The sequence below is a fragment of the Algibacter sp. R77976 genome (assembly GCF_044594645.1).
In the GTDB taxonomy this organism is placed as follows: Bacteria; Bacteroidota; Bacteroidia; order Flavobacteriales; family Flavobacteriaceae; genus Algibacter_B.
In genome coordinates this window covers 869271-887200 of sequence record NZ_CP138989.1, presented here as the reverse complement: position 1 = coordinate 887200, position 17930 = coordinate 869271, and the positions used below count along the sequence as shown (strand labels likewise).

The 17930-nt window shown below is 32.5% G+C and carries 18 protein-coding genes and 1 tRNA gene; 11 read left to right on the top strand and 8 right to left on the bottom strand.

Annotation, left to right across the window (positions count from 1 at the left end; all coding sequences use genetic code 11):
- Window positions 1–131: 131 nt before the first annotated feature.
- The 3 genes from mce to SJY43_RS03850 all read left to right on the top strand — a co-directional run bounded on the left by mce (window position 132) and on the right by SJY43_RS03850 (window position 1170).
- Window positions 132–536, top strand: a complete 405-nt coding sequence (gene mce / locus SJY43_RS03860; protein WP_396602527.1) for a methylmalonyl-CoA epimerase — start codon at window positions 132–134, stop codon at window positions 534–536.
- Between the two features lie 49 nt (window positions 537–585).
- A tRNA-Ile gene (locus tag SJY43_RS03855) sits at window positions 586–659 on the top strand.
- Window positions 660–963: 304 nt separating this feature from the next.
- Complete coding sequence (locus tag SJY43_RS03850) at window positions 964–1170, top strand: hypothetical protein (RefSeq protein WP_396602526.1); 207 nt, start codon at window positions 964–966, stop codon at window positions 1168–1170.
- A gap of 6 nt (window positions 1171–1176) precedes the next feature.
- Here SJY43_RS03850 and SJY43_RS03845 read toward each other — a convergent pair whose 3' ends face one another.
- Window positions 1177–1767, bottom strand: a complete 591-nt coding sequence (locus SJY43_RS03845; RefSeq protein ID WP_396602525.1) for a riboflavin synthase — start codon at window positions 1765–1767, stop codon at window positions 1177–1179.
- Window positions 1768–1843: 76 nt separating this feature from the next.
- On the opposite strand from SJY43_RS03845, the gene pdxA reads away from it, so the two are divergent.
- The 8 genes from pdxA to SJY43_RS03805 all read left to right on the top strand — a co-directional run bounded on the left by pdxA (window position 1844) and on the right by SJY43_RS03805 (window position 9869).
- Entirely contained in the window at window positions 1844–2896 is a 1053-nt protein-coding gene (gene pdxA / locus SJY43_RS03840; protein WP_396602524.1) for a 4-hydroxythreonine-4-phosphate dehydrogenase PdxA, read from the top strand.
- Window positions 2897–3021: 125 nt separating this feature from the next.
- Window positions 3022–3561 carry a YceD family protein gene (locus SJY43_RS03835; protein WP_396602523.1) on the top strand — a complete coding sequence of 180 codons (540 nt, stop codon included), beginning with the start codon at window positions 3022–3024 and terminating at the stop codon, window positions 3559–3561.
- Between the two features lie 9 nt (window positions 3562–3570).
- A complete protein-coding gene (gene rpmF / locus SJY43_RS03830) occupies window positions 3571–3774 on the top strand; it encodes a 50S ribosomal protein L32 (protein ID WP_189359859.1) in 204 nt (67 codons plus the stop codon).
- A gap of 179 nt (window positions 3775–3953) precedes the next feature.
- Complete coding sequence (locus SJY43_RS03825; protein WP_396602522.1) at window positions 3954–4955, top strand: beta-ketoacyl-ACP synthase III; 1002 nt, start codon at window positions 3954–3956, stop codon at window positions 4953–4955.
- 23 nt (window positions 4956–4978) lie between these two features.
- Window positions 4979–5470 carry an acetyl-CoA carboxylase biotin carboxyl carrier protein gene (accB, locus tag SJY43_RS03820; protein WP_396602521.1) on the top strand — a complete coding sequence of 164 codons (492 nt, stop codon included), beginning with the start codon at window positions 4979–4981 and terminating at the stop codon, window positions 5468–5470.
- A gap of 96 nt (window positions 5471–5566) precedes the next feature.
- Window positions 5567–6919, top strand: coding sequence for an acetyl-CoA carboxylase biotin carboxylase subunit (accC, locus tag SJY43_RS03815; RefSeq protein ID WP_396602520.1), 1353 nt, complete (start codon window positions 5567–5569; stop codon window positions 6917–6919).
- 214 nt (window positions 6920–7133) lie between these two features.
- Window positions 7134–7583 (top strand): 3-oxoacyl-ACP synthase, encoded by a 450-nt coding sequence (locus SJY43_RS03810; RefSeq protein WP_396602519.1) that lies wholly within the window; start codon window positions 7134–7136, stop codon window positions 7581–7583.
- 33 nt (window positions 7584–7616) lie between these two features.
- Window positions 7617–9869 (top strand): RND family transporter, encoded by a 2253-nt coding sequence (locus SJY43_RS03805; protein ID WP_396602518.1) that lies wholly within the window; start codon window positions 7617–7619, stop codon window positions 9867–9869.
- A gap of 36 nt (window positions 9870–9905) precedes the next feature.
- Here SJY43_RS03805 and SJY43_RS03800 read toward each other — a convergent pair whose 3' ends face one another.
- The 7 genes from SJY43_RS03800 to SJY43_RS03770 form a co-directional block, all read right to left on the bottom strand.
- Complete coding sequence (locus tag SJY43_RS03800; RefSeq protein ID WP_396602517.1) at window positions 9906–11270, bottom strand: hypothetical protein; 1365 nt, start codon at window positions 11268–11270, stop codon at window positions 9906–9908.
- Between the two features lie 32 nt (window positions 11271–11302).
- Window positions 11303–12214, bottom strand: coding sequence for an ABC transporter ATP-binding protein (locus tag SJY43_RS03795; RefSeq protein ID WP_396602516.1), 912 nt, complete (start codon window positions 12212–12214; stop codon window positions 11303–11305).
- A gap of 71 nt (window positions 12215–12285) precedes the next feature.
- Window positions 12286–14451: a prolyl oligopeptidase family protein gene (locus tag SJY43_RS03790; protein ID WP_396602515.1), complete on the bottom strand. Its 2166-nt coding sequence runs from the start codon at window positions 14449–14451 to the stop codon at window positions 12286–12288.
- Between the two features lie 90 nt (window positions 14452–14541).
- Window positions 14542–15531 (bottom strand): aspartate-semialdehyde dehydrogenase, encoded by a 990-nt coding sequence (locus tag SJY43_RS03785; protein ID WP_396602514.1) that lies wholly within the window; start codon window positions 15529–15531, stop codon window positions 14542–14544.
- A 135-nt stretch (window positions 15532–15666) separates the two neighbouring features.
- Window positions 15667–16065 (bottom strand): large conductance mechanosensitive channel protein MscL, encoded by a 399-nt coding sequence (gene mscL / locus SJY43_RS03780; RefSeq protein WP_396602513.1) that lies wholly within the window; start codon window positions 16063–16065, stop codon window positions 15667–15669.
- Between the two features lie 82 nt (window positions 16066–16147).
- Window positions 16148–17254, bottom strand: a complete 1107-nt coding sequence (gene alr, locus SJY43_RS03775) for an alanine racemase (protein WP_396602512.1) — start codon at window positions 17252–17254, stop codon at window positions 16148–16150.
- Window positions 17247–17894 (bottom strand): thymidine kinase, encoded by a 648-nt coding sequence (locus SJY43_RS03770; protein WP_396602511.1) that lies wholly within the window; start codon window positions 17892–17894, stop codon window positions 17247–17249. Before SJY43_RS03770 ends, alr begins: the two co-directional genes overlap by 8 nt.
- Window positions 17895–17930 lie beyond the last annotated feature (36 nt).

Here is a 17930-nt window from a genome sequence, read left to right as displayed (position 1 = left end):
AAATAACGGATATTTGAGGATTATGTTACTTTTGAATGTGATTTTCGTATTTTGAAAAGGAATTAAAAGATTTTGCCTGAGTCTATCTTGAGCGATAGTCGAAAGGCGGAAATGAAAAAATATAATTTCCAATGAATAAAATTGAACACATAGGAATAGCCGTAAAAAACCTTAAAGATTCCAATGAATTGTTTTCGAAACTTTTTGGAGAAACTCATTATAAAACTGAAGAAGTAAAAAGTGAAGGTGTTAATACGTCTTTTTTTAAAGTAGGCGAAAATAAAATTGAATTATTAGAAGCTACTAAAAAAGAGAGCCCAATAGCTAAGTTTATAGATAAAAAAGGTGAAGGTATTCATCATATTGCTTTCGATGTTGACGATATAGTATCTGAAATTAAGCGACTTAAAAAGGAAGGTTTTAAAGTGTTAAATGAAACACCCAAGATAGGAGCAGATAATAAGTTGGTTGCTTTTTTACACCCAAAAACATCAAATGGAGTTTTAATTGAGTTATGTCAAGAGATAAAGCAATAATTTTTCTTGCTAACAATTAAAATAAGTAGTAATATTGCACTCCAATTTCGGTCCTATAGCTCAGTTGGTTAGAGCACCTGACTCATAATCAGGTGGTCCATGGTTCGAGTCCATGTGGGACCACTTCTAGAAATTGCAAAGCCTTCAAGAAATTGAAGGCTTTTTTTATAATTTATTTAGAAGTAGCACGTTTAACTTTAAGCTTTTAAATATTAATTTTTCATTTCAAGGTATTTGCATATATTTGCTATGTAAATTAAAAGTGAGGGATTAATTGTACAATTTGTTGAATGGTATTAACAAATGTTTATTTAAAACACCAAAAAACGCATTTTATCGATTATTTTTTGCGTTTCATAGATGTTTTTGATGTCAATGAAGCTTAATTATTTTGAGAACTCGCTTTTTTTTATACATTTGTGACCCCATGAAAATACAAAATAAAAGAATAATTACTTTAATCTTATTCGTATTAATAAGTTTTGTTGGTGTAGCTCAAGGTACACCAGCACTTCCACCACCAGGTCCACCAGCACCACCACCGGGTCTTCCAATAGATGGCGGTATTATATCGGGTATTGTTTTTGCGTTGTTTTATGGCGCTAAAAAGTTACTATTTAAACCTAATAACTAAAATTGTTTACTTATTAAGTTTTATCAGTTTCGCAACATATTTTCCTAAAACATCAAATTCTAAGTTTACAAGAGTACCAATTTTAAAAGTGTTAAAATTAGTATGTTCGTAAGTGTAAGGAATAATTGCGACACTAAAAGTATCTTTTTTAGAGTTTACAACAGTCAAACTCGTTCCGTTTACAGTTATAGATCCTTTTTCAATAGTAATATTGTTTAAAGCACTATCATATTTAAATGTAAATACCCAACTACCATTTTCTTCTTTAATATCAATACATTCAGCAGTTTGGTCTACATGACCTTGAACAATATGCCCATCAAGTCTATCACCCAATTTCATGGCGCGCTCTAGATTCACTTTATCATGTAGTTGAAGAGTTCCTATATTTGTTTTATCTAAGGTTTCCTTAATTGCTGTTACCGTATACTCATCATTATTTGAATTAACTACAGTTAGGCAAACCCCATTATGAGCTACACTTTGGTCTATTTTTAACTCTGTTGTTATCGCGCTTTTAATAGTTATATGAAGATTATCAAATTCAGTTCTTAAATTTGAAACCACGCCAATATTTTCAATAATTCCAGTAAACATAGTATTGTTTGTTTATTTGATTAAATTTGCACTAGTAAATGAATTTCAAAATTACGAACAAAAGTTCTCATTTTTAATGAAGCAAGAAGAAAATATAATAGTAGGTATATCTGTAGGTGATTTAAATGGTATAGGAGGAGAAATTATTCTAAAAACGTTTAAAGACGAACGCTTTTTAGATTTTTGTACCCCAGTAATTTTTGCATCTGCAAAAGCGATGACTTTTTTTAAATCGCATTTTAACTCTCAAATTAATTTCAATATAATAAACAACATATCACAGTTGGCTCATAATAAGGTGAATGTGTTAAATTGTTGGAATGAACCTGTAAAGATTGATTTTGGAAAAGAAGATATTAAAATTGGAGCTTTCGCCATAAAATCTTTAGAGGCTGCAACAAAGGCATTAAAAGAAAATGATATACATGTTTTGGTAACCGCTCCTATTAATAAACATAATATTCAATCTGAAGATTTTAAATTCCCTGGTCATACTGATTATTTGGCTCAAGAGTTAGAAGGAGAAAGTTTAATGTTTATGATAACAGATACACTTAGAGTGGGTTTACTAACCGACCACGTACCTGTTAAAGATATTTCAACTCACATTACTCCAGAATTAATTGAGAAAAAAATAAATACCGTTTATAACTCCCTTAAAAAAGATTTTAATATTCAAAGGCCCAAAATTGCTGTTTTAGGAATAAATCCGCATACTGGAGACAATGGTGTTATAGGTAGTGAAGATGATGATGTATTAAGACCAACGCTCCATAAAATAAAAGAAACAGGTAAATTAGTATATGGACCCTATGCTGCCGATAGTTTTTTTGGTTCAAATAATTACAAGAATTTCGATGCTATTATTGCATCATACCACGACCAAGGCTTAATACCTTTTAAAACGCTTTCGTTTGGACAAGGTGTTAATTATACAGCAGGCTTGAATAAAGTAAGAACTTCACCAGATCATGGAACTGCATATGAGATTGCAGGTAAAGGAATTGCTGACGAAAACTCATTTAAAGAAGCTGTTTTTAGTGCAATCAAAATTTATAAAAATAGAACGAGTTATGAACAACTAACATCAAATCCATTAAAGAAAGCACCTAGAAAAGTACATCGTTAACGAGTTGATTGTTAGTTAAAACGTTTATAAATTTAAGGACTAAAAAACATAATTAAAAAAATGTTGATAACTCGTGTTAGGTAAATAAAAATTTATATATTTGCAGGCTCAAAATAGATGCGATCATGAAGCTATTAAAAGAGTTTACAATCCCATTTGTAGGATTAAAAATAGGTAAACATCATTTTGAGTATAAAGTAGAGCAAGCGTTCTTTGAACATTTTGAGTATGAAGATTTTAATAATGTAAATATTAATGTTGATCTTGAGTTAGAAAAAAAATCAACATTACTTGAATTACATTTTAAGATTTCAGGTTGGGTTAATGTAAATTGTGATTTAACAAACGAACCTTACAATCAAACTATTGAAAATGAGTTTGATTTGGTGGTTAATTTTGGTGATGAATATAATGATGAAAATATAGACATTCTTATCATTCCTCATGGCACTTACGAAATTAACATTCAGCAGTATATTTACGAATTAATTATACTTGCTGTACCAATAAAAAGGTTGCACCCTGGAGTTGAAGACGGTACATTAGATTCAGAAATACTTGAAAAACTAGAAGAATTAAGCCCTAAGCTTAAAGATAAAAAAGACAAAGAAGAGGATATAGATCCTCGTTGGAATACATTAAAGAAATTATTAACGGATAAATAAAGATATAAAATGGCACATCCTAAGAGAAAAATCTCGAAAACAAGAAGAGATAAAAGAAGAACACATTATAAAGCAACTGCGCCACAGATTGCTACATGCCCTACTACTGGTGAACCGCATTTGTATCACAGAGCACACTGGCATGAAGGTAAATTATACTACAGAGGTCAAGTATTAATTGATAACTCTGAAGAAATAGAAAACGTAGCATAAACAATTATGCATGCATATATAAAACGCTCATTTATGAGCGTTTTTTTTATGAAATATATTTTCTAATTAACAAAAACACGTAATTTTTATATTATTAGACCAAAATTTAGTAGTTTTCCTAAAATATTGGATGTTTTTGTCCTGTTTTAACGATTTTTTGGTAAAAAAACTTTAAAGGTATGAGTAAAATCTCAGCAGCAATTACAGCTGTAGGCGCATATGTGCCAGATTATGTATTAACCAATCAAATTCTTGAAACTATGGTTGATACAAACGATGAATGGATTACCTCAAGAACAGGAATAAAAGAGCGCCGAATTCTAAAAGATGACGGAAAAGGAACTTCTTACCTAGCTATTAAAGCAGCTCAAGATTTAATAAATAAAAAAGGAATTGACCCAAAAGACATAGAACTTATTATTGTTGCAACTGCAACTCCCGATATGAAAGCAGCATCAACAGCAGCTTTTACAGCTTCTGAAATTGGTGCAACGAATGCTTTTTCATTTGATATGGACGCAGCTTGTTCAAGTTTTTTGTTCGGTATGTCAGTAGCTTCTTCTTATGTAGAATCTGGTCGATATAAAAACGTACTTTTAATAGGAGCAGATAAAATGTCTTCTATAATTAATTATAAAGATAGAGCAACATGTATTATTTTTGGAGATGGTGCTGGTGCTGTTTTATTTGAACCAAATGAAGAAAACCTTGGGCTTCAAGATGAATATTTAAGAAGCGATGGTACGGGTAGAGAATTTCTGCAAGCTACCTATGGAGGATCATCACATGCTTTAACTGCTGAAACTTTAGAAAAAGGGGGGCAATATGCTTTTCAAGAAGGAAGAACTGTATTTAAAAATGCTGTTTTCAATATGGCTGATGCCGCTGTTAAAATATTAGAACGTAATAACCTAACAAAAGAAACTGTTGATTGGTTAGCTGCACATCAAGCTAATAAACGTATTATTGATGCAACAGCGCAGCGTATAGAATTAGATGACGAAAAAGTAATGATGAATATTCAAAAATATGGAAATACAACATCTGCTACTTTACCGCTTTTAATAAATGATTACGAATCTCAATTAAAAAAAGGAGATAATATTATATTTGCCGCTTTTGGAGGCGGATTTAACTGGGGTGCCATTTATTTGAAATGGGCCTATAATTCAAAATTATAACCACTAACTAATTTAGTAATATTATGGATATAAAAGATATTCAAAACTTAATTAAGTTTGTTGCCAAATCTGGTGCAAGCGAGGTAAAATTAGAAATGGACGATTTAAAAATCACCATTAAAACAGGATCAGAAGGAGGAGACACAACAATTGTACATCAAGCTCCAGCTCAAATGCCACAACAAGTTATTACTGCAGTACCAGCTGTTGCTCCAGCTGCAGAAGTAGCAGCATCAATTGAAGCAACACCAGCTGCTGCAACAGAAGATTCAAAATATATTACAATAAAGTCACCAATAATTGGTACATTTTACAGAAAACCAGCTCCAGATAAACCATTATTTGTAGAAGTAGGTCAAACTATAGGAGAAGGCGATGTACTTTGTGTTATTGAAGCTATGAAACTTTTTAATGAAATTGAATCTGAAGTTTCAGGAAAGATTGTTAAGGTACTAGTTGATGATTCTTCTCCAGTAGAGTTCGATCAACCATTATTTTTAGTAGATCCATCTTAATTTGAGGTTATTAGATCTCTCGATTATTAGATGTTTACTAATCTAATAATTCAATAATCGAATAATCCAACCGTCTAATTATCTAACTCGAAAAAGATGTTTAAAAAAATATTAATAGCCAATAGAGGAGAAATAGCACTTCGTGTTATTAGAACCTGTAAAGAAATGGGCATTAAAACGGTAGCCGTATATTCTACTGCCGACGAAGAGAGTCTACACGTTAAATTTGCAGATGAAGCCGTTTGTATTGGGCCAGCAGCAAGTAGCGAGTCGTACTTAAAAATGTCTAATATCATATCTGCTGCAGAAATCACTAATGCAGATGCCATTCATCCAGGATACGGATTTCTATCAGAAAACGCTAAGTTTTCAAAAATTTGTGAAGAGCATGGTATAAAATTTATTGGTGCCTCTCCAGAAATGATTGATAGAATGGGAGATAAAGCAAACGCAAAAGAAACCATGAAAGCTGCCGGAGTACCTTGTGTGCCAGGAAGTGAAGGGATTATTGAAGATTTTGCGCAATGCGAAAAACTAGCTGTTGAAACAGGATATCCAGTAATGCTTAAAGCGTCTGCCGGTGGTGGAGGTAAAGGAATGCGTGGTGTTTTTAAACCAGAAGATCTAAAAGATGCCTGGGATTCTGCAAGACAAGAGTCTAAAGCTGCTTTTGGAAATGATGATATGTATATGGAAAAACTCATTGAAGAACCAAGACATATTGAAATTCAAATTGTAGGTGACTCTAAAGGCAAAGCTTGCCATTTATCAGAAAGAGATTGTTCTATTCAACGTCGTCATCAAAAACTTACTGAAGAAGTACCATCACCTTTCATGACAACTGCGCTTCGTAAAAAAATGGGAGATGCCGCTGTTAAAGCAGCAGAATATATAAAGTATGAAGGTGCTGGAACTATTGAGTTTTTAGTAGATAAACATCGTAATTTCTACTTTATGGAAATGAATACGCGTATTCAAGTAGAGCATCCAATTACAGAACAAGTTATAGATTTCGATTTAATTCGCGAGCAAATTCTAGTAGCTGCAGGTGTGCCAATTTCAGGAAAAAACTATACACCAAAACTACACTCTATCGAATGTAGAATAAATGCAGAAGACCCATTCAACGATTTCAGACCGTCGCCAGGAATGATTACGACGCTGCATGCACCAGGAGGTCATGGCGTGCGTTTAGATACGCATGTTTATGCAGGTTATTCAATTCCGCCAAACTACGATTCTATGATTGCAAAGTTAATTACAACGGCGCAAACAAGAGAAGAAGCGATTAATAAAATGAAACGTGCTTTAGATGAGTTCGTAATAGAAGGTATAAAAACAACCATTCCATTCCACAGACAACTTATGGATCATCCAGATTATTTAGCAGGTAACTATACTACTAAATTCATGGAAGACTTTGTTATGGAAAAACAAGTTGAAGAATAAATAATTAAAACTCCGGAAGCAATTTCGGAGTTTTTTTATGGCGCCTGCCTGCTGGCAGGTTACCACACCCTTCGTCTCTGCTCAGGACAGGCGGTCGGGTTTTACACTATATCTTTTTAGCTTTTCGTCATTCCTGCGCAGACAGGAATCCACTTTTAAATGTTCAGATTCTCTAAATTTTAGTAACGTCAATTTAAAATCCTAAATTAGCTTCATGAACATTAAACAGCAGCTATATAACCAATGCCTAGCATTTATTCAAAATCGTTATACAACGGTTCAAAACACGATATACGAAATTCAAGAATCTTTAACTAGCGAAACTAAAAGTAGCGCTGGCGATAAGCACGAAACAGGTCGTGCCATGTTACAGTTAGAGCGCGAAAAAGCGGGACATCAACTCGCAGAAATTGAAAAAACAAAGCTATTGCTTTCAAAAGTAAATACCGAAACAACTTCAAATAGTATTGGTTTAGGAAGTGTCGTTTATACTACAAAAGCTAACTATTTTATAGCTATTAGTGCTGGAGAACTTACTATTGATGATGATAAATTTTATGCTATTTCTGCAAACACCCCAATAGCAAAGTTATTATTGTTAAAACAGATTGGAGATGAAATCCATTTTAGAAGCAGTACCTTTGTTATAAATAGAATATTGTAAAAAAAGACATTATAGAATGATGTTATTTTATAAATGAAGTGTTTAGAAGCTATTATAAAAAAAATTATAAAGTATAGAATAGCCATTATAGTTATTCTGGCTATTTTAATGGGTGTTTCTGGCTATCAGACCTTAAAGAAACTACGCGTAGATAATTCTTTGTCCATTTGGTTTTTAGAAGACGATCCTAGTTATAAAGCTTATATCAATTTTCAAGAAAAATTTGGTTCAGATGAAATTTTTATAGCCATGCTTCCTGTTAAAAATGCTATTGGAGCTTCAGAGAAAACAGCTCTTTTAAAACTTCATCAAGCTATAGATACGCTTCCTTTTGTAAAAACGTCATTCAGTTTAGCAAAAGCAAAATATCCTATTTACGCCAATAGTAAAATCAATTTTGACAACTTATATAATACCGAACGTAGCGAAAAAGGCCTAAAAAGTCTACTTTCAAAATTGCCAAACATTTCAGCGCAATTAATTACTAAAGATTATAAAAATCAATTTTTCTACATACAACTTAACCCAACACCAACCATTGAAGAAAAGCGGCAAAGTCTTGGTAGCGAAATAAGAACAATAATAGAAAAACAGTATTCAAACTATTACCTCACAGGACCGCCCGTTTTAAACGAGGCTTATAGTAAAGGTATTTATAAAGAAAGTATGTTGTTTGGAGGTTTAACAGTTTTGGTTATTACTTTATTGCTTTTGTTTTTACTACCTAACAAACGTTATTTATTAGTGTCTTTACTTTCTGTCGCAGTACCATTAGCTTTATTATTTGGGATTATTACATCCATGGGATTTGCTTTAAATATGATTTCCATGCTTATTCCAACTATTTTAATGGTTTACAGCGTAAGCGATGCCGTACATATTATAAATATTTACCATAATGAAGGTGCTTCTTCTCAAGATATTAATAAAATTGGGCTAATTACTTTAGCCATTAGGAAAAGCTTCACACCTTGTTTTTATACGACTCTAACAACATTTGTTGGTTATTTTGCACTATACTTATCGCCTTTACCAGCTTTTAAAAACATGGGTGTTTTTACTTGTATAGGGTTGGTATTAAGTTTCTTTTTAGTGTATGCTATTACCATTATTGGGTTTAGTTTTATGACGCTAAACTTTGAGAATTCTAAACCTATTATAGCTTTAAAAAGTATTAACCAAAATCAGTTTATAATTTGGTTAAATCGTTTTACAACGGTGTATAAGAAGCCTTTAATTATAGGTTTTACATTAATTTTATTTTATGGTATCTATGCTATTTTTCAAGTGAAAATTGACACGAATTCACGAGATCTTTTGGCAGAAGGCAAAGCAAAACAGGATTTGAGATTTGTTGAAAAGGAGCTTAACGGTAGTTCTAGGTTGCAACTGAACATACTTACTAATAATGGAGAAAAGATTCTAAATACTGAAGCCTTGAAACATCTTGAAAATTTTCAAAACAAGTTAGAGGCTAATCCTTTAGTTAATGCGCCTGTATCTGTGGTAAATATCAAGAATTTTTTAGAAAAACGAACGCCCGTTTTATTTCAAACAAATGCAACCCAAGATAAAATTGAAAGTACATTATATTCCGTTGATAACCAAGACAATAGTTTTTTTAAGTTGTTTTCTGAAGATTTCACATCGGCAGGAATTACCATTAGTTTTAAAGAAATAAAAACATCACAGTTAGAACAATTACTATCTGAAGTGCAGCGCGATTTTGAAAACACATTTCCTGTTGATAAATACACGTTGGAAATTAACGGTTTTGCAGTTGTTTTTGCACAACTAAATAACTTCATTTTACAGACACAATTCAAGTCGTTTTTTGCCGCTTTTTTTGTTGCTTTTTTATGCCTTTGGTTTTTTATAAAAAGCTTGAGAACCACGTTACTAATATTAATTCCCAATTTATTGCCCTTAACCATTTTGGCTATTTTTATGAGTTTATTAGACATTCCTTTAGACGTTACTACAGCAATGATAACGCCTATTATGCTTGGAATTGCCATGGACGACACCATTCATTTAGTTTATAAATACAGACGAAGTGAAAATATAAAAGGTACACCGGTAACACGTATGGATAATGCGATGTCTTATACAGGAAAAGCACTATTTTCAACAACTATAGCGTTGGTTGGCGGGTTTTTAATTATAAGTTCTAGTGCGGTGCCCTCGGTAAGAGACTTTGGGCTTCTTTGCGCTATTACGGTCGCAATTGCATTAATTACAGATATTTTTTATTTACCTGCTTTATTGAAGACTTTTGATAAGTAGATATTTGAGATCTCAAAAATTGTATTTGGGTTAGTTTTAATTTTCTAATCTGTCTGGTCCAACATAAGTATTCAATTGTGCTTCTACTAGGTTTCGTTTTATAATAGAATTTCTTACTATTTTAAATATTGCAATTAAAAAAGAGACAATAATTAATGTACAAATACCAACTAGAATCAAAATGTTTTTAATGTCTTCTTTTACTTTTTCTTGTTTTTCAAAACTTACAATAGTTTTACTTTTTGGGTTATAAAAACCATTTACTACAAATGTTTTTTCTAAACTCTTTTTAATTGAGTAAGTACTTTCCTCAGGAGCGTTAAAACAGTCTTTATAAAGTTTAAAAAGAGGTGTTTTAGGTTGTAATACCTTTAAAATAGAATCTAAGTTTCTCGCTTTATTTAAGCGTTTATCAAATTCTTCAAGTTGTAATTCAAAAGCTTTATCAACCGATTTTTCCCAAAGGCTAGAATCTATTTTTTTATCAAACCCAAATTGATTCATAGTTTTTTTTAATTGAATTTTGAAGCTTGCTTTATCTGGTTTTTTAAAAGAACTAGGTGGTAAATAATAGCGATAATATGCACCTGAATTTGGATTGTTATAAATTAGATCGCGCTCTGCTTGCGAAAGCACATAATTTTCACCAGAATAATCATAAGGGCGTTTATATTGGTAAATCCATGCGTTATTTATTTGTATGTATCTCGAACCTGGTAGTGTTTTTAATGCTTCGGCAGTATCTAAAATTATGGTGTTCGATTTATTTTGTGATAATTGCGCAAAGTCTTTAACTAGACTTATATCACGATTTGCTAATAGCATTACAATTACAGGAATAATTAAAATAATACTAGCTAGGTTTAAAAATGAAAGTGGTTTAGCTTTTTTAAGGCCGTTTTTAATTTCATAATCTAGTGATAAGGTGTTGTTTATGGAAACGACCTGTATTGAAGCCCCTTCATTAACAGCTACAGCTCCGTCTCTAATAATATACTCATAATTAAAGGGTTCGTCTTTTAGCGATTTAAGATACTTTCTCCAATGCCAAGGTATTTTTACTTTAAGACCATTTATGGTATCGTAATACCTTCCGTTTTTACCATGTTGCTCATAAATACGTTCATAATATCCTTTAGCTTGATGAGTTGATGGGTTGATAACGTGGTTTTTATAACCTTTTACAAACCAATTAAGAAAATAAAGGAGCATTATTAAAACTCCAAATGCGATGTTTATGATTAAATGGTTTTCATCTTCTTCGCTGTAAATAAAAATCGCGCCTATACCAATTACGATTGCTAGAATTATGAAAAGGCCCAATAATTGTTTTTTTGTTCTGCTTATTTGTTTAGATACAAAAGCTAATTCGTCATCATTTAAGGTTCGTTTAGCAAACATGTATAGGTTTCTTTTTGGCTAAATTTAAATTGTTATTCGACTATTTCTAGGTGTAATACGCTGCCTTCTGTAGCTTGTTTGTTGTATTCAAAAAATACTTGTTCACCATTAAAATCAGCTTCAATTAAATAATAATGTCCTTTAAAATACGATTGCTTTACAGTTACTATTAAATCTGATTTTTCAACAACTTGCAATTGATGCGCATAAATTATTTTATCGTTTATAATATTAAATTCCCCGAAAAAGGATGCGATTAAAGGTGTTTTAGGATTTTTGTATAGTGTTTCAGGAACATCGTTAACAGCAATTTTGTTTTCATTTAAAACGATCATTCGGTCCGCAAAACCTAGAACATCTTCCTTGTCGTGAGTGGCAACAATACAAGTAATGTTTTTTTCTTTTAAATATTTAAAAACACTTCTGCGAAGACTTTGCTTTTTAAAATTATCAATATGGCTAAAAGGTTCGTCTAGTAAAATAATTTCGGGTTGTTTTGCTAAAGCACGCGCTAAGGCTACACGCTGTTTTTGGCCACCACTTAGTGTTTTTACTTTAATGTTTGCAAATTGAGTAAGCTCAACAACTTCGAGTAATTCTGCAGTACGCCTTTCCTTTTCTTCTGGATAAAAACGAGACAAGAACTTACCTATATTTTCTGCTACCGTAATAAAAGGCATCAAATCGAATTCTTGTGCCACATACTTCATGAAATCGTAGCCAACAACTAAGTTGTATTTAGGACCTAAAACTTTTTGTTTGTTCCAGAGAATTTCACCTTTATCCAAATCGTACTCACCATATAAAACTTTAAGTAAAGTGCTTTTTCCAGAACCACTTTCTCCAATAATAGCAACGTGTTCTCCTGGTTTAGCATCAAAAGAAATTGATTTTAAAACAGGGGTTTTATTATAAGAAAACGTTAGGTTTTTTACGTGTAACATAAGGTTGTAAAAATAATATAAAAAAACACGCTTCTATAATAGAAGCGTGTTTTAATAGATGGATTTTATTTTTATCCTTTTATTTTTTCATTAGTTTTAGAAGGTAAAACTTGAAATCCCATATTATATAGCGTAAAACCAAAAATATCGGCATATTGCTCTATGGTTTTACTAACGGGAGTTCCTGCGCCATGTCCGGCATCGGTTTCAATTCTAATTAAAGTGGGATTGTTTCCTGTTTGTTTACTTTGTAATTCGGCAGCAAATTTAAAACTATGAGCTGGAACTACACGATCATCATGATCGCCAGTTGTAATAAGTGTGGCAGGATATTCAACACCAGTTTTTACATTATGTAATGGCGAGTATCCTTTTAAGTATTCAAACATGTCTTTATCATCATCGGCTGTTCCATAATCATAAGCCCAACCTGCACCTGCCGTAAAGGCATGATAACGTAGCATATCTAGAACACCAACAGCTGGTAGAGCAACTTTAGCTAAATCTGGGCGTTGTGTCATTGTTGCGCCAACTAATAAACCTCCGTTTGAGCCACCTCTAATAGCTAAATAATTAGAAGATGTATAATTTTTAGCAAATAAGTATTCCGCGGCAGTGATAAAATCATCAAACACATTCTGCTTTTGCATTTTGGTTCCCGCATCGTGCCAAACCTTACCGTATTCGCCACCACCACGTAAATTAGGGACTGCTAGAATACCACCTTGTTCCATCCAAATAGCATTTGTAATGCTAAAACTGGGTGTTAAACTTATATTGAAACCTCCGTAGCCATAAAGAATGGTTGGGTTTTTTCCATCTAATTCAATACCCTTTTTGTGAGTAATAATCATAGGTACTTTTGTGCCATCTTTAGAGGTGTAAAAGACTTGATTACTTTCGTAGTTTTCTGGATTGAAATCTATATTTGATTTACGATATAACTCTGATTTACCATTTTTAATATCGTATTTATAGATGTTTCCTGGCGTTTTATAATTTGTAAATGAATAGTATAATGTTGTTTCTTCTTTTTTAGCTCCGAAGCCTCCAGCGCTACCAATGCCTGGTAATTTAACTTCTCTAATTAGTTTTCCGTTATAATTATATTGGAAAACTTTAGAAACGGCATCTATCATATATTCTGTAAAAAAGTATCCACCACCTATTGTTGGGGCTAATACGTTTTCTGTTTCTGGAATAAAATCTACCCAATGTTTTGGTGTTGGGTTTGAAGCATCAACAGTAACTATTTTTTTGTTTGGAGCATTTAGGTTTGTAACTAAGTATAATTTGCTGCCTTTATTCTCAATAACATACGTGTCGCTGTCTGTGTGATCTAAAATAGTAACAAACTTGCTATTAGGTTTAGTAAGATCTTTTATGAGTAGCTTATTTCCAGAGGTTGAAACTCTAGGCGAAATTAATAAGTAACGATTATCTTCGGTTACATTTCCATAAATATAGCGGTGTTTTTCATTTGCTGTGCCGCCGTAAATGACTTTATCTTTGTTTTGAGGCGTTCCTAGTTTATGGTAATATACTTTGTGTTGGTCTGTTTTAGCAGATAATTCGCTTCCTTTTGGTTTGTCGTAACTTGAATAATAAAACCCTTCATTTTTATACCAAGACATACCGCTAAACTTAATATCTACAAGGGAGTCTTCAACAATTTTTTTGGTTTCGGTATCCATAACCAAAATTTTTCTCCAATCACTTCCACCTTCAGAAATTGAGTAAGCTAAAATGCTTCCATCTTTAGAAAAACTTGTACCTCCAAGCGAAATAGTACCATCTTCTTTAAAAGTGTTAGGGTCTAGAAATACAGTTGCTGTTTTAGGGTCTTCTCCAGTTTTGTGCCTATAAATTACAAACTGGTTTTGAAGTCCATTATTTTTATAAAAATAGGTGTAATCGCCTTCTTTAAAGGGCGCACCTACTTTTTCGTAATTCCAAATTTCTGATAAACGCTCTTTCAGTTCATTTCGGTATGGAATGTTATCTAAAAACCCAAAAGTTGCTTTATTTTGCGCTTTTACCCAAGCTTCGGTGTCTTCACTTCTATCGTCTTCCAACCAGCGATATGGATCTTTAACCTTAGTGTCAAAATAAGTATCTATAGTGTCGACAGTTTTTGTTTTTGGGTAATTCACAGAGATAAATTTGTTTTCTATTTTTGATGATTTACAAGCTAATAATGATGTTAAGCAAAGTAATGAGAGGATTAATTTTTTCATAATCGATAAATTAACGTAAGAATCAAAAATAAAAAAAAAGCCTCTGTAAATCAGAGGCTTTAAGATATCTTTAATAATTATTGTGAATAATTAAACTAATTTATTCTCAATTAAATATTCTGCAATTTGAACGGTGTTTGTTGCTGCTCCTTTACGAAGGTTATCGGCAACAATCCACATGTTTAAAGTATTTGGTTGCGTTTCGTCTCTACGAATACGGCCAACAAAAACTTCATCCTTTTCATGAGCAAAAATTGGCATTGGATACGTATTTGTATCTGTGTTATCTTGCACTACAACACCTGGAGTTTCACTTAATAGTTGTCTTACTTCGGCTAAATCGAAATCATTTTCAAACTCAACGTTAACAGATTCAGAATGTCCGCCAGCAGTAGGTATTCTTACTGCTGTAGCAGAAATAGAGAATGATCTATCGCTCATTATTTTTTGAGGTTCTCTGGCTAATTTCATTTCCTCTTTAGTGTATCCGTTATCTTGAAAAACATCACAATGTGGTAATGCATTTCTTCCAATAGGATAAGGATAAGCCATTTCGCCTTCTACACCAGCAATTTCATTTTCTAATTGACGTACAGCTTTTACACCAGTACCAGAAACAGATTGGTATGTTGAAACGATAACACGTTTCATGTTATATTTTTTGTGAAGTGGATTTAAAGCCATTACTAATTGAATTGTAGAACAATTAGGATTAGCAATAATTTTGTCTTCTTTAGTTAATTCATGAGCATTAATTTCTGGAACTACTAATTTTTTAGTAGGATCCATTCTCCAAGCTGAAGAATTATCAACTACAGTAGTACCAACTTCTGCAAATTTAGGAGCCCATTCTAATGATGTGTCTCCACCTGCTGAAAATAATGCGATATCTGGTTTCATAGAAACTGCAGTTTCTAAAACAACCACTTTATAATCTTTGCCTTTGTAGGTTATTGTTTTACCTAAAGAGCGTTCTGAAGCAACAGGTATTAATTCTGTTACTGGGAAATTACGTTCTGCTAGAACTTTTAACATCACTTCGCCAACCATTCCAGTTGCGCCTACTACAGCTACTTTCATTTTTCTAACTTTTAAGTTTTTGTGAGGACAAAATTAAGTATTAATTATATTTTAGAATCTAAAAAAAGCCCTCATTTTAAAAAAACGAGGGCTTTTTAACAACAAATAACACGGTGTTATTTATTTAACACATTGTTATTTTTTAAGTAAATCTCTAATTTCACCTAATAAATCTTCTTGAGAAGGTCCTGCAGGAGCAGCTTCAACTGGTTTTTTCGTTTTGTTATATGCTTTTACAATTAAGAACATAACAAGTCCAACAATTAATAAGTTGATGATTGTATTAATCCAAGAACCCCACATGATTGCATTTTCTGGAGTAGTAACCGCTCCTGAAGCGTCAACAACAGCTTCTGTTAATACAGTTTTTCTGTCTGCGAAATCTGTACCTCCTGTAAAATAACCAACAAATGGCATTACAATATTGTTTACAAATCCGGTAACAACTGCTCCAATTGCTCCAGCCATAATTACAGCTACTGCAAATTCAATAACATTGCCCCCTGTAATAAATTCTTTAAATTCTTTTAACATGATAAATTAGTTTTAATGGTTAAATATATAATTTAGACCAAGATAAATAAAAAAGTCACACCAAGATATAGTATAAAATCAATTAATCTATGAAAATGCGCTTAACTCTTTGGGAGACAGAGGTTAATAGTTCGTAAGAAATAGTTTGAACAGAAGCTGCTAAATTTTCGGCAGTTGGGTTTTCCCCAAAAATAATAACTTCGTCACCTTCTTTACAATCAATATTAGTAACGTTAACCATAACCATATCCATACAAACATTGCCAACAATTGGTGCTTTTTCTCCGTTTATGGTAACAAAACCGTTGCCATTTCCGTACTGTCTACCAATACCATCTGCATGACCAATAGGTAATGTGGCTGTCTTTAATAATGCATCACTTTTAAAGGCGCGATTATAGCCAACAGATTCCCCTTGTTTAATAGTATGGATTTGAGATATAACTGTTTTTAATGTGCTAATTGGTTTTAAGTGTTGGTTTTCTTTTTCAGAATTACCAAAACCATACAAGCCAATGCCGCATCTTACCATATCAAAATGTGCTTCAGGATAATTTAAAATCCCAGATGTATTACACATATGACGCATAGGTTTGTAGCCTATTTGTTTTGTGAAATTTTCAGCTATATTATTAAAAGTCTCAATTTGATTTAAAGAGAACCTCTTTTCTTCTAAATCTTCACTTGCCGCTAAATGCGAAAAAACAGACGTCACTTTTACAGTTTCAGTTGCTTTTAATTCATTAGCTATAGAATCAACATCATGTCCTGAAAATCCTAATCGGTTTAAGCCGGTATTAAATTTTATATGAATTGGGTAATTGGTTTGTTTTTCCGCGGAAGCGCTATTAATAAATTCTTTTAAAATTTTAGAATTATAAATACTAGGTTCCAGACAATGTTCTATAAGTTGTTTAAAATTTACAGATTGTGGATGCAAAACCAATATAGGTTTGGTTACTCCGGCATGTCGCAGAGCAATACCTTCATTAATATAAGCGACCGCAAAATAATCGGCATTTAAACTTTGTAAATAATTAGCAATTTCGCAAGCATCACTACCATAAGCAAAGGCTTTTACTACCGCTAAGAATTTGGTATTGGGTTGCAGCCTAGATTTTAGGTATTCAAAATTGTGTTTAAGTGCTTTTAAATTTATTTCAAGCACCGTTTCTTGTGCTTTAGGCATTAGAGTCTTTAGGTTTTGTGTTAACCTCTTCGGCGTCTTTTACCTTCATGGTTTTTAACTTATCACGAAGCATAGCTTTGTAATATGCTGCTCTACTTAAAGGCTCGTATTCATTAACTTCACCGAGTAAAACAAGGTTTTCGTTTTGATTTTTCCTGTAGCTATATTGCGCTAAATTCCCTGTTCGTGTACAGACAGCATGTACCTTAGTAACATACTCTGCTGTAGCCATTAAATTTGGCATAGGCCCAAAAGGGTTGCCTTTAAAATCCATATCTAAACCAGCTACAATAACACGAATGCCTTTATTTGCTAAATCATTACATACACGAACAATTTCATCATCAAAAAATTGCGCTTCATCAATACCAACAACATCACAGCCATCTGCCAAAATAGGAATGTTGGCAGCAGCAGGAACAGGCGTTGAGCGAATTTCATTAGCATCATGAGAGACTACCATATCTTCATCATAACGCACATCAATTGCTGGTTTAAAAATCTCTACTTTTTGTTTTGCAAACTGCGCACGCTTGAGTCTACGAATAAGTTCTTCGGTTTTTCCAGAAAACATGGAGCCACAGATAACTTCTATCCATCCAAATTGTTCTTTATGATTTACTGTATTTTCAAGAAACATTTTGTAATTTTAGCACTATAACAAAGCGATTATTCG